The 12160-nt window shown below is 66.9% G+C and carries 10 protein-coding genes and 1 pseudogene; 3 read left to right on the top strand and 8 right to left on the bottom strand.

Features of this window, described 5'->3' with window-relative positions:
* Nucleotides 1-98: 98 nt before the first annotated feature.
* Both ACIQTP_RS26970 and ACIQTP_RS26965 read right to left on the bottom strand, forming a co-directional pair.
* The gene (locus ACIQTP_RS26970) at nucleotides 99-572 is read right to left on the bottom strand and encodes an amidohydrolase family protein (protein WP_403404114.1); all 474 of its coding nucleotides are present in this window, start codon (nucleotides 570-572) and stop codon (nucleotides 99-101) included.
* A 71-nt stretch (nucleotides 573-643) separates the two neighbouring features.
* Nucleotides 644-1813 carry a trans-sulfuration enzyme family protein gene (locus tag ACIQTP_RS26965; RefSeq protein ID WP_403404112.1) on the bottom strand — a complete coding sequence of 390 codons (1170 nt, stop codon included), beginning with the start codon at nucleotides 1811-1813 and terminating at the stop codon, nucleotides 644-646.
* 154 nt (nucleotides 1814-1967) lie between these two features.
* Between ACIQTP_RS26965 and ACIQTP_RS26960 the strand changes: the two genes are divergently transcribed.
* Entirely contained in the window at nucleotides 1968-2405 is a 438-nt protein-coding gene (locus ACIQTP_RS26960; protein ID WP_402053005.1) for an Lrp/AsnC family transcriptional regulator, read from the top strand.
* A gap of 92 nt (nucleotides 2406-2497) precedes the next feature.
* Here the strand turns inward: ACIQTP_RS26960 and ACIQTP_RS26955 are convergent, their stop codons facing one another.
* The 3 genes and pseudogenes from ACIQTP_RS26955 to ACIQTP_RS26945 all read right to left on the bottom strand — a co-directional run bounded on the left by ACIQTP_RS26955 (nucleotide 2498) and on the right by ACIQTP_RS26945 (nucleotide 5472).
* The gene (locus ACIQTP_RS26955) at nucleotides 2498-3340 is read right to left on the bottom strand and encodes a PhzF family phenazine biosynthesis protein (protein ID WP_403404109.1); all 843 of its coding nucleotides are present in this window, start codon (nucleotides 3338-3340) and stop codon (nucleotides 2498-2500) included.
* A 977-nt stretch (nucleotides 3341-4317) separates the two neighbouring features.
* Nucleotides 4318-5083, bottom strand: a pseudogene (locus tag ACIQTP_RS26950) (transposase).
* Nucleotides 5084-5118: 35 nt separating this feature from the next.
* Nucleotides 5119-5472: a hypothetical protein gene (locus tag ACIQTP_RS26945; protein ID WP_402053018.1), complete on the bottom strand. Its 354-nt coding sequence runs from the start codon at nucleotides 5470-5472 to the stop codon at nucleotides 5119-5121.
* Nucleotides 5473-6075: 603 nt separating this feature from the next.
* Between ACIQTP_RS26945 and ACIQTP_RS26940 the strand changes: the two genes are divergently transcribed.
* Nucleotides 6076-6831: a hypothetical protein gene (locus ACIQTP_RS26940; RefSeq protein WP_403404106.1), complete on the top strand. Its 756-nt coding sequence runs from the start codon at nucleotides 6076-6078 to the stop codon at nucleotides 6829-6831.
* Between the two features lie 57 nt (nucleotides 6832-6888).
* The gene (locus ACIQTP_RS26935; RefSeq protein ID WP_403404103.1) at nucleotides 6889-8211 is read left to right on the top strand and encodes an RNA polymerase sigma factor; all 1323 of its coding nucleotides are present in this window, start codon (nucleotides 6889-6891) and stop codon (nucleotides 8209-8211) included.
* A gap of 520 nt (nucleotides 8212-8731) precedes the next feature.
* Here the strand turns inward: ACIQTP_RS26935 and ACIQTP_RS26930 are convergent.
* The 3 genes from ACIQTP_RS26930 to ACIQTP_RS26920 all read right to left on the bottom strand — a co-directional run bounded on the left by ACIQTP_RS26930 (nucleotide 8732) and on the right by ACIQTP_RS26920 (nucleotide 11876).
* Nucleotides 8732-9319 (bottom strand): hypothetical protein, encoded by a 588-nt coding sequence (locus tag ACIQTP_RS26930; protein ID WP_403404100.1) that lies wholly within the window; start codon nucleotides 9317-9319, stop codon nucleotides 8732-8734.
* An 86-nt stretch (nucleotides 9320-9405) separates the two neighbouring features.
* Nucleotides 9406-10374, bottom strand: a complete 969-nt coding sequence (locus ACIQTP_RS26925) for a NucA/NucB deoxyribonuclease domain-containing protein (protein WP_403404097.1) — start codon at nucleotides 10372-10374, stop codon at nucleotides 9406-9408.
* Between the two features lie 830 nt (nucleotides 10375-11204).
* Nucleotides 11205-11876, bottom strand: coding sequence for a hypothetical protein (locus ACIQTP_RS26920; RefSeq protein WP_403404094.1), 672 nt, complete (start codon nucleotides 11874-11876; stop codon nucleotides 11205-11207).
* Nucleotides 11877-12160: the final 284 nt, after the last annotated feature.

The following is a 12160-nucleotide window of genomic DNA, read 5'->3' as shown; positions in this document are numbered from 1 at the left end:
AACTCGCCCCGGAGCCGGTCCACTTCCCCCAACCTCACTCCGGGAAGCTGCCCACGATCAGCCGAGATCACTCAACGTAACGAAGCACTACTAGGACGTTACTTTCGGATCATCTGATCGTTGGTCCGTGTGTGCCTGGACCGGGCCGGTACGTCGCGCAGTGCGGCGATGGCGGCGTCCTCGTGCTCCGGGCCCTGCGCGACGTGGTACCAGTCCAGCATCGTGGTCACGCCGGAGTGCAGCGCCTCAAGGCGGCCGAGCAGGGTGCCCAGGTAGACGTCTTCGGGCTGGTAGTGCGGCTTGACGGTGCTGTGCATGGCCACCGCCCACTCAGGGAACGTCCAGTCCGCGCCGGCGCCGCGGAACGCGGTCTGCCAGCCGTGGCGGTGGTTGTCGACGAAGCCGGGCATGACGATCCGGTCGGACGCGTCGATCACCTCGGCGTCCGGCGCGTCGATCCGCTCGGCCACATGGGTGATCTTTCCGTTCTCGATGAGCACGTCGCCGCGCTCAAGGTCCCCGATGGCCGGGTCCATGCTGACGACGGCGCCGCGAGAGAGCAGGGTCTTCATGACAGGAGTCCTTTGCTTCGGTGGTTCACGTTGACCCGCGACAGGCGGGCGGAGGCCGGGTGCAGGGGCGCTCAGTGGTGCAGGGCGTCGACTGCGGCGAGGGCGTCGGCGACCAGGTCGGCGGTGTCCTCGGTGCCGGCCGCCAGCCGCACCAGGCACGCCGGGACGGCGTCGGTGATCTGGTCGTCGCTGAGCATTCCGGCCCACATGGAGGCCGGGTGCACGGCGAGGGACTCGACACCGCCCAGGCCGGCCGAGCGGCGTGGATAGCGCAGGTGGGACAGGAAAGCATCGGCCATCTCGTATCCGCCGGTGAATTCGACGCTCAGCACCCCGCCGAATCCCTTCATCTGGTCGGCGGCCAGCTTGTGCTGCGGGTGGGTCGCCAGGCCGGGGTAGTGCACGCGCGCCACTGCCGGGTGGCTGTTCAGTGCCTCGGCGAGGGCGAGGCCGTTGTCGTTGTGCCGCGGCACGCGCAGCGGCAGGGTGCGTATGCCCCGCAGCAGCAGCCAGGCGTCGATGGGGCCGAGGGTGGCGCCGGTGAGCAGGCTGGTGTCCCAGATCCGGTCCAGGATCTTCGCCGGCCCGGCCAGCACCCCGGCGGAGACGTCGGAGTGGCCGTTGAGGTACTTCGTCGCACTGTGCCAGACCACGTCGATGCCGAAGTCAGCCGGACGCTGGTTCAGCGGGGTGGCGAAGGTGTTGTCCGCCAGGGTCAGCACACCATGGGCATGGGCCAGGTCGGCGACGGCGCGCAGATCGGTGATCTGCAGCAGCGGGTTGCTCGGTGTCTCCACCAGGATCAGCCGCGTCTTGGGAGTGAGGGCCTTCTCGAACTCCTCGGGCCTCGTCTGGTCGACCAGCGTGGTGGACACGCCCAGGCGCGGCAGCAGATTGAGCAGGACCGATGCAGTGCCGCCGTAGGTGGACTTCTGCCCGATGACATGGTCACCGGCGGACACCAGAGCGAGTACCGCCGTGGTGATCGCAGCCATGCCGGACGCGGTGACCATCGCGGCCTCAGTGCCCTCCAGCTCCGCGACCACGGCCGCGACCTGGGCATGGTTGGGGTTGCCGAAGCGGGTATAGAAGTCGGCGCCCCGCGGCTCGACAGCGCCGGCGGCGAAGGTGGCGGCGTCCTCGGCCGAGAACGCCGCCGTGTGGTAGATGGGCGGCGCAACAGCGCGGCTGGAGTGGATCTCACGGTCGGCGTGAACGGTGACGGTGCTCTTGCCCGGCATGGCTACCCTTCCGGAATTCGACGCTATGTCCATATCCAGCATGGCCGCCGGCAAAGCCGACGTGACCCGGCTGTCGGCAATCTTGGCAAGATCTTGCGCTCAAGCGCAGCATTCAATTGTGCTAGGTAAGCTTTTCAAGCAATATTCTGCTGTCATGGATGAAGTGGACCGGTCGATCCTGGCCGTACTCGAACGGGACGGCCGTATCAGCAACAACGAGCTCGCCGCCCGCGTCGGACTGACGCCCTCACCGTGCCTGCGGCGCGTACGGCAGCTGGAGGAGACCGGCGTCATCCGCGGCTACCGGGCGCTGATCGACCCGGCGGCGGTCGGCCGAGGGCTGCGCGTCTTCGCTGGGGTGCGGCTGATGCGGCACACCCGCGCAGCCGTGGTCGCCTTCGAACAGCAGGTGATGGAGCTGCCGGAGGTGACCGCCTGCCACCACATCACCGGCAACTTCGACTACCTGCTGCAGGTGGAAGTCGCCGATCTGCCCGCCTACGAGGATTTCCACGCCAACCAGCTGGCCGCCCTGCCCGGCGTTGGCACGGTCAACAGCTTCGTCATCATGAAGACACTCGACACCCCATGACAACCAGCTGCCCGCGGCCCGGGCAGCCCACGGTGACGGTCGTCCCATGACCGGAGCCGGCGGGTGCCGCGCGGGCGCGGGCAGCGGGAATGTCACGCGGTGATGGAGCCGCGGATGCACACCGTCGCGGCGCCACTGACCCAGACGGTGCCGTCCGGATCGGCGGTGATTTCGATGCTGGCGGCCCGCCCCAGCCGGGTGCCCTGGGAGACCCGGTAGGCGGAGGGTGCCCCGCCGATGGCGGTGAGCCACTGCCCGACACCGGCATTCATGCTGCCACACGCCGGGTCCTCGGGAACGCCTGCCCCTGGGGCGAAGGTGCGCATCTCGAAGTGGTGCGAGGATCCCTCGGGGTGGGCCCCGATCGCGCCGACCATCGCGGTCGGAATGAGAGACAGGTCGGGCTCGAGGGCGAGGACGTCCTGGGCGGTGGCCAGCTGGACCACCGCCCAGCCAGGCCCGTTGTCAACCCACTGGTGGGCAAGCACCCGCTCCCGGGTGATACCGAACGCGGCGACGATCTGATCCAGATAGGCGTCGTCGAGGGCGCCTTCGCGCACCCTGGGCGGGCCCGCGAAGGACAGCGAGCCGTCCCCGCGACGCACGGTGACCAGGCCCGCCGCGCACTCCTGCACGATCCGGTCGGCGTGCTGCGACGTGCCGCCGCCCTCCAGCCAGGCCCGCGCAGAACCCAGGGTGGGATGCCCCGCGAACGGCAGCTCGCCCCCGGGCGTGTAGATCCGCAGCCGGTAGTCCGCCTCCGCGGCAGCGGGGGGCAGCACGAATGTGGTCTCGGACAGATTCGTCCAGCGCGCCAGACGCTGCATCTCCTCATCCGCCAGGTCCGTGCCGTCCAGCACGACCGCGACCGGATTGCCACCGTAGGGCTGTGCGGAGAACACATCGACCTGCATGAACGAACGGGTTCGCGGCATGGTCATCGAGCCTTTCGCATGAGCGGATTCGGTGTCCATCCGAGCTGGCGCCCGCGGGCTGGTACAGGGCCACTCGCACTGCAGTGGACTGAATACTGACCCGGCATTGGAAGTAGGCAATCACTGTCCACCGGCCGACGCCCCCGTACCCTCCTGGTAGGCAGTGGCCTGCTCCGCGTCTTCGGTACCAACATGCACTACCCAGCCTGCTCACCGTGTGCAGCCAGCTGACCTGGGTCGACTGGGGCGGATGTCAACGAATGTGGTCGATCCACGGGAAGGGATAGGAACCTTCCGGAGTGCCCGGGGCTTCCCTAAGGGGCACATGGATCTCAACGACAATGTCCATGAGGATCATTTTCGCTCGTCAAGACCTGGTATACCCACCCCGCTCTCGGAGCACCGCGAGGCGCGGCAAATCCGCGTGAACCAGACAGTACGCGACTACGCCGAAGCCTTGCCATGAGCACGACCCACAAGCACGTAGGCAAAATTCACCCGCCAGCCCCGATTGAGCCTGCCAACGGGCCAAATCGGGCCGGAATCGAGCACACACGCGAGTCCATCGGCGGACCGGAAGGCATGAGGCTGCCGAGTCACCAATGCAGGGGCGTAACCGAGGGGCCGGTCAACGCACTCAGCGTTTCAGCGCCTCAGGAGCACTTAGATGGTGTGTGTCCGGTCACGTCCGGCCACACGATGCGTTGATCGCATCAGGTGATAGAGGCTGCCTTGCGCTCCGGCCAGAGACTCGGGGCAGACTCCCCGGGGCGGGGGCCTACGGGCTCCCGCCTCCAGGGCGGCCGCGACCCCATGGTCCCGGTCCGCCTGAAGCCAGGGGTTGCCAGCAGGGCTGGACGGCACCCGCCTAGAACAACTGCCTGCCGGAGCCTTGGCGCTTCAGCCAGCCAAGACTTGTCCCGTAACTGATCTTCGGCTGGGTGTCAGCGAAGGCGATCGCTGTGCGGCGCGCTCTTCTATCCGGCGAGGGCGAGGTTGTGAAGGCGGGCGATGCCGCTCATAGCGTGGTGTACGCCGTCTCCCTTGAGGCGGCAGTCGCGAAGGATCTTCCAGCTCTTCATACGGGCGAAGGCGTGCTCCACACGGGCGCGAATCTGTTTGTGGGACTTGTTGTGTGCCTGTTTCCACTCGGGCAGTTCCTCGCCCTTGCGGCGCCGGTGGGGCATCACCAGGCCGGTTCCCGGTAGCCGCCGTCGGCGATCGTCACGTGTTGCCGACGGCGGCCCTGGCCCCGGATTCCTCCCATGCCTTGCAGTCGTTGCGGCTGCCGGGAAGGGGCTGGCCGACCACCACGACCAGGCGGCTGTCGGCGTCGATGATGACCTGGTGCTTGGTGGAGTAGCGGTAGTTCTTGGACTGTTCGGCCACCGTGTGGTCGCGGGTGGGCACCAGGGTGCCGTCCACGACGAGCACGGTGTCCTTGCGGAACCGCTTGCGGGGCCGGAGCGCGAGCAACGGGCCGAGGTGGTTGATGATGCGGTCGGCCGCGGACTTCGAGACGCCGAAGAGCGGGGCCAGCTGGCGCAGCGTCAAGTTGGTGCGCCAGTACGCCGCGACGAGCAGGACACGGCCCTCCAGCGGCAAGCTCCATGGCCGCCCGCGCCGGACGGTGTCCGCTCCCTCGCGGCGCAGCGTGGCCATGAGCTTGCGGAAACAGCGCGGGCTCAGCCCGGCAAACGGCGCTATCCAGGACGGCTGTGACGCCGTGATCACACCAGGCACTTCATGATCATCCCACCCGGTCGCCCGAACAGCCGTCAGGGCTCTGGGATGAAGGCGGGCTCGATGCCCATCGCGGCAACGCCCTCGCGTACGGAGCGGTCGAACTGCTTGATCTCTTTCACGAGAACTTCCCAGGCGACGGGTGAGGTCCAGAAGTCCGGCGTGAAGATGGAGCCGATCCGCCAGTCGTCATCGGAGTGCACGATGCGGATCAGCCCCGGATCCGCCTGCATCGAATCGAGCTCGAAGTCTTCGTGGCCGGCGGCCGGACTCTGGAGCCAGAGCGCCAGGTGGTACGCCAGCTCGGCCACGGGGAACGCCTCCTCGGACCACACCACCCGCCCTTGCTCCCAGATGGAGAGCTCCGCCTCGATGTCGAGGAGCAGCACCTCCAGCGGGGCTTTCTGCGGAGTGAGACCGCGCCGCGGCAGATCCGACAGTCCAAAGTTCCGGCAGACGAACCGCACCGCCCGGCCTCCACAAGGTCTGAGGCCCAGCACACGTCCAGGCCACTCAAATGCGGACAACCGTACCAACCCGCACCAGGTGTCCCACCCAGCACCCGAATAACGGGACGACCCTCAGGGGCCCAGGGCTTGGGTTCATCCTGGCATTTCAGCTGTGCCATCAGGCTCTGCCGCCTCACCACAACCAGCGCCCCTTCCTCAAACAGTGAACATCCCTAGGAAAAGTAAGGTGTTACCCGCCGCAGAGCGTTGGCCGCCATTTCATATCTCGCGCCCACTCCTCGCAGGTCCGACAACAGGCGGACAATCGTACGGAGGTCGATCAGACTATCGAAGTATCGATTCTCCTGACAACAGTAGCAATACCAATTATGCGCATGTCAGTTGCGTGCATGTTGACAGTAAATTTGAATGTCAGGCGATGGTGTTGATATTGCTGTCTGCTAGCGACCCCGAGTCTCTGGCCGAGATTGAAAGCGATAGGTCGCACACCTGATAGCGATTCAACTAAAGAGAGACTTGTACATGTCAGAGTCGACGCTTCTGCATCGGCGACCGCTGAATATCAAACCGCGCCACGTCACCGACGGAGCTATCCGCGAGGCACTGCGGGTGATCGAGCGCCATTTCGAGCCTGCGGAGCGGCAGAAGCTGCGCACGCAGTTCCCCGTGCCCCGCACGGGTTCGGACGAGGACGACGGCTTCATCGTGGCCTCCGCCGGCAACCTCAATGAGCTCCTGGCGGCCCCGGCGATCGTGGACGCCCTTCCCCTGGGCGCCCCGGTCGTTCTCACCAATCTGACGGCCTGCGCGTCTAACGACCAGCAGATGATGCAGCTGTCCATTTCGGCCGACGGCGTGGACATCATCATCGCCGGGGCCAACGAGGACTGGGCCCGCGCCCGTCACCGCGAACTGCGGCGGATCTTCACTCCCACCCGCCGCTTCTGGGACTTGCGGTCCACCGCGCAGCAGCGGGACTTCTTCGTCCTCGGCCTGGCGGTGGACACGGTCCTGGCAGCCGTGCTCTACGCCGCCGGCCTGCTGCCTGGCCAGCACGGCTCTCTCGCCGTGCAGGCCGCCGCGGTCGCGGGGTTCGCCGTACCCCTTCTGCTGTCCTGGATCCTCGGCGGCCGTTGCCTTCGGCGCTGCACCGTACGAATCGCCTCGGCCGAGCAGACGACGTGGTGGCGCTCCATGGACACCATGGAGCGGCTGACGTTCTTCATGCTCGTTGTCGCTGTCCTGACGGTCTTGGCGACCCTGCTCGACGGCAGTTAGCCCAGCCCGACCCCCGCGACGTCCTGCCCCTACCACCACCCAGGAGAACATCGGACAGTGAACCTTCACACCGTCACTGCGGCCCGTTTCCGTCACCTCGACGGAAACGGGCCCCGCCCGAACAACTTCGAGGAGTTCTATACCCTCTACTTCTCCAGCCTCGTTGCCCAGGCCCGCGAGTTTGCCGACAACCGGGAATTGGCTGCTGATGCCGTCCAGGACGCACTGATCGATGTCTACCGCCGCTGGGACGACATCGAAAATCCGGCCGCGTACGCGGGAGTTGCCGTCCGCCGCACCATCTGGACCTACCACCAGGGTCGGCACCCTGCACCACTTGCCACGCTCACCCCAGATGCCATGCCCCTCGCACGCGATTCCAGCGGCAGAGTCATCGACTACGTCACGCTCGTCACGTACCTCAAGGACCTCCCGGACATGCAGCGCACCGTCACCACCCTCCACTATTTCGAGGGCTGGAAGATCAGCGACATCGCCAAGAGGCTGCAAATCGCAGACAGCACCGCCCGCGCCCACCTGGTCCACGCGCGCCGGCGCCTCAAGGAACTCCTGGAGCCACAGCCGAGTCCCCATCCCAGTACCGAGCGGAATCCTCCTCAGGGTTCCGACGGCCCTCCTCCAGAAGCCGGGTGCCCGCAAGCCGCCTCGGCCACCACGGTCGAGCGGGCCCAAAGCGGGGATTCGGAGGCCTTCGCCAGTCTGTACGACACGCACGCCGACACCGTCTACCGCTACCTCTATCTCCGTGTGGGCCGCAAAGACACGGCCGAAGAGCTCACCGCGCAGACCTTCCTCCGGGCGTTGCGCAACATCAAGCGCTTCACCTGGCAGCAAAGAGACTTCAGTGCCTGGCTGATGAGCATTGCCCGCGCACTCGTGGCCAGCGACCTGGCGGACAGCCGATTCAGGCTCCAGGTCACTGCCGACGACATGTTCGAAGCATGCGGCACGCAGAACCCTGTGACACCCGGCGCTGGCCGCCACGCCGAACTTTTGTCAGCCCTGGTTCAGTTGAGTGCGCCGCAGCAGGAGTGCCTTACCCTGCGCTTCTTCGCCTGCCTCTCCGTCAACGAGACTGCACGCGTCATGGGCAAGACCGACGGAGCGGTCAAAACACTCCAGCACCGAGCACTGCGGAGGCTCAGCCGAACAGTGCCCAAATCAGCCGACAGGCCGCCGAATGTGGTGACGGGTGGTGCCACAACGGAAACGTCCCCAGGTGCGGCACCACCCGTCACCACGCCTGGTGCCGAATTCGATCTCTCGCGCGTCCTGCACGACGTAAGCGCTCATTGCTCGGAAGCCACTCAACCGACCGTCCATGCCCACAGACGGATGCGCGCCAAAGCGGGGGTGTAACAAGATGTCCCGGTGAACCACTTACCGCCATGCGTCCGGTCGAGACCGAACCGCGGGCCCGCCGGTCCAAGGAGGATGCCTGGACTGCCCGATCCCACGCCCCGGACGGGCTGGCCCGCGCGTCGGAGGAACAGTCACTCGCGCCGTTCAGATGATGACGAGGGCCTCGTCGCTGACCAGACACCTGAGGAAGCAAACAGGCGCAGGCCGAGATACCGGGGCTCCACTCGTCACCGAAGGTACCTCCTCGTGCAGAATGAGTCCGGTTTCACTGCACTACAGTCTGCGCATACGTCGAAGGCGTCGACGACTACCGCTCCTTTGGCGGTCGAAGGTGCCGGTGGTTTTGACACCGCGCGTTCGTGGCGGTAGGGATGCTGCGGCGGCGCTTCAGCCGGTTGATTTCTCTCTCAGCTGTGCGCAAGACCTCGATATCCGGATCACTTGCAACGGCTAATATTCCAGACGGACCTGCGATCCTCGGTACAGCGCTTCCCGCGGTCGACCGGCCCAGCGGGTGTCAGTCTTGTTCGCCGTCGTGCGTGTATGAAGTGGTGTAGTCCTCCACCGGCATGGCCATGTCCGCGGCGTAGTCGGCGCGGGCCTGGCGGTCCGCTTCGGTGATGTCGGGGTGTACGGGGGGCGTGTGGGGTGCAGGCCAGAGTTGGACCAGGTGGCGTTCCCCGTGGTCGCCGATGCCGGGCTCGGGGTCGTCGGCGTGGCAGTACAGGCGCATCCGCACCCAGTCCGACCCGTCGGATGAGAACGGGAACTCCAGGAGAGGTTCGTCGTCCGGCCACGCGTCCAGGATGTCGCCCTGCTCGAGGGTCGCGACGTAGAGGGCGGGGAGGTCGGCCTGCAAGCTGATCTCTTCCGCGGGCTCCCACTCGCCGCCGGCCTCGGGTGCTGGCGGGGCGTCGTGGACCTGGACTGTCAGGTGGAGGGGGCCGGTGTCGGTGGTGGTGAGGACGACGGCGCCGGCGTCGGTGGCCGGGCCGCAGCGCCAGCCGAAGGGCATCTCCTTGGGGTACTCGTAGTCGTCGGTGAAGCCGATCAGATAGCCGCCTTCGCCGAGATCGACAGTGAACGACGATGCACGGACCAGCATGGAAAGCCTCCTTGAACAGGGGCAGGGTGCCCCCTCCCGCACGATGCGGGAAGAGGCACCCAGTCTTGCGGGGACTGTAACGGCGGTCAGGCGATCACGTAGAACGGGTCGTGATCCATGACGTGCATCTGGCCGCGCCATGCGGTGATGCGTCCACCCTGGGCCTTGTTCTCATTCACCTTGACCCAGGTGATTTCCCGCTGGGCGGCAGGAAGGGCGGTGCCACCCTCGTAGGTGGAAGCGAACGGGTACTCGTCACACGAGGTGCGGCCGGCGCGGCGCATGTCTGCCGGCGCGGTCCGCGGGCACACCGCGGCCCGGTTACGGCCCTCCTGAGTCTTGTTGATCATCCAGTGCAGGGGCTTGCCGCCGTTCGGGTCGCCGTAATGGCCGCCGCGGGAGCGGAGCTTGCGGATGCCTTCGTCGATGCGGGCCAGGCCGACCATGCTCACCCCGGTGGGCGCTTCGGGGATGGCGCATCCGGCCCGGCTGGCCCGGGTGCTGCCGTAGTAGTTGTCGCAGCGGTAGACGGCGGAGGCGTAGGAGACGCTGCCGGGGCTGTAGCCGGCCTTGGTGAAGGTGTAGCCGTAGGTGGTCTTCGCCTTGGGGTTGATCTTCTTGGGGGCGATGGCGGTGGTCTTGTAGTCGACGCTGCCGCTGGCCGCGCTGTCGAGGGTGTGGCCCTGCTGGAAGTGGGCGGTGGCCTTGGTGCCGCCGCCGGAGGTGGCGGAGAACTTGACGGCGACGCCGTTGCCCTGGCCCGTGGTGGCCGCCTTGGAGATGGTGAACTTCTCAGTCCAGTTGGCGGAGTTGGTCTTCAGTGTCATCTGGTGCTTGACGCTGAAGTCGGCGGTGCCCTCGATGACCGGGCGCCCGTTGATGACTTTCACGACGTCGAGATGGACGGTGACCCACTCGCACTCGCTGAAGCGGTTGACCGTGATGCGGTTGACGGTGCAGGAGGCGTTCGCGGCCGGGCTGGCCAGAGCGTTCGCCCGGGCCTGGGGCTGGCCGATGGTGCCGCGCAGCCGTCCGTCACCCGACTGTCCGGCCACGGCTGATGCTGACGGGGCGGCGGCTGTTGCGAGCAATCCCAGCGCCACGGCCCCTGTAGTGAGCAGCTGTCCCGTTTTCAAGTTGTACCCCCGGTTGTTGGTCTCAACCGACGAAGGCACACCGTCAACTCCCGCGTACCCCCGTCGCGTTGATGCCATCCAAGCACAGGCAACGCAAAGACTGCACACCGTTTTTGGTCTGTTTCAGTCATAGGTGAGCGGGTGTCACGCATTGGCAGTCGATATCACCCAGCCCGGCCGAGCGCTCCGGCACCGCGCCCCCGCAGAAGAGCGACCCGACCAGGACGCAGGCGCCCTGCCGGGCGCCAGCCGCTTCCGACCTCGCGGCCCGACCATCCGCCGCAACCCGGCCCTTTGGCCGGAAGCCGAGTTCGATCTCTTCGCCGCCGACTGCATCCACGATCAGGCCGTTCGGTCTTGCTCACTGCCGCCCGAACCGTCGGCCGAGCCGACACGGGCGGCCCACTTCCTCGCCTTTCCCCACCTCCCCAGGAGACCGGCGGGTGCGCCACCTCACAGAGGCCGCCGCCAGACAGCCGAGGGAACAACCTCAGCAAATTGACCGTTCATTAAAGTGTGGCTGCGGAGGGGACAGTGTCCCCGGGCCTCACCTACAACCCATGGGGACGACCGTCCGGCTGAAGCCCCATGGAGCCCTCCGCCGAGAGGCGACCGCCCTCCGCACGCCACCACCTGCCGCCCCGGCTGGCCTCCCCCGTCCAGCTGGGGCCTTCAGCTGTATACGACTGCCGTAGACCGGCCGGTGACTTACCGGTAGTCCGTCGGGACATCCTCCAACCGCGGCGCCCTCACCCAAGACCGAGGGTACTCAGAGCCGTGGTCCAGTCGGTGACGATGGCCTTCTGCGCGGCCGTCAGGGAGACCTTCCCGGCGCAGACCGCGGTGTGCAGTTTCGTCTCCACCGGGTCCTTCAGATTGTTGACCCCGCCGGCCGCCTTGTGGCCCGGGTCCGGCGGCTCGACCCACAGGTTGCGGGGATCGTTGGGGTCGCCGCCTAGCTGCAGACTGATCAGGTGGTCGTACTCGGCATCGCCCATGGGGCCCTTGTAGCCGTACGAGGCAGCGTTCAGCGCCTTCTCCTTGCCGGTGACGGAGGTGGACGGCCGGATACTGGAGGTGTAGCCACCCTTGCGGCAGATCGTGGACTTCAGATTCGCCTGCGTGACCGCCGGAGAGACGGCGCCCGGCGTACACGCTGGGTCCTCCAGCGGCTCCCCCCTCTCGTACCGGAAGTGGCAACTCCCCGCTGGAGGCTGCTTCTGGACGGTGTAAGTGGTCTGCGGGCCGGCCCCGACCGCGATCGCCCCTTGCGGGCCGCCGTGTGCGCCCGTGCCTGAAGGCCCCGTGGCCGTAGTCCCGGCCGGCGACGCGGCAGATCCGCCCGTTGCGGCTGGCGAGCAGCCCGCCAGGAACACCGCGGCGAACAGCACGGATGACGCGGCACGGTAGCTGGAGTGCATGACGACCCCTCACGAGCAGGCAATGGCTGGGCACATACTGCCCGGCCAGCGCATCAGCACACCGGCCGGGGCCCGCGCCAAGAAGCGCGACAGAATGCGGGGCGCGCCACCGCGCAGCCCGTTCGGCTCAAGTCCCAAGCGAAACTGCGGCTTTGGGCAAGGCTCGCCCATGCCCCGGTATGGAGAAAGTGAAGGTCACCAGATGTTCACCGCCCGCATCTACCCGCATAGATCCGGTGGGTGCTGTCATTCCGTCAGCCGCCTGGAACACGACCTCCAGGCCG

The sequence above is a fragment of the Streptomyces sp. NPDC090798 genome, from assembly GCF_044768965.1.
Taxonomy (GTDB): domain Bacteria; phylum Actinomycetota; class Actinomycetes; order Streptomycetales; family Streptomycetaceae; genus Streptomyces.
Note: the sequence above shows the minus strand (reverse complement) of the source record. Positions and strands in the feature narration are given on the sequence as shown.

Bases quoted from the DNA above. Each gene is read 5' to 3' on its own strand.
- ACIQTP_RS26970 (WP_403404114.1), bottom strand. From the start codon at position 572: ATGAAGACCCTGCTCTCTCGCGGCGCCGTCGTCAGCATGGACCCGGCC.
- ACIQTP_RS26920 (WP_403404094.1), bottom strand. From the start codon at position 11,876: ATGCACTCCAGCTACCGTGCCGCGTCATCCGTGCTGTTCGCCGCGGTG.
- ACIQTP_RS26960 (WP_402053005.1), top strand. From the start codon at position 1,968: ATGGATGAAGTGGACCGGTCGATCCTGGCCGTACTCGAACGGGACGGC.
- ACIQTP_RS26955 (WP_403404109.1), bottom strand. From the start codon at position 3,340: ATGCCGCGAACCCGTTCGTTCATGCAGGTCGATGTGTTCTCCGCACAG.
- ACIQTP_RS26940 (WP_403404106.1), top strand. From the start codon at position 6,076: ATGTCAGAGTCGACGCTTCTGCATCGGCGACCGCTGAATATCAAACCG.
- ACIQTP_RS26965 (WP_403404112.1), bottom strand. From the start codon at position 1,813: ATGCCGGGCAAGAGCACCGTCACCGTTCACGCCGACCGTGAGATCCAC.
- ACIQTP_RS26930 (WP_403404100.1), bottom strand. From the start codon at position 9,319: ATGCTGGTCCGTGCATCGTCGTTCACTGTCGATCTCGGCGAAGGCGGC.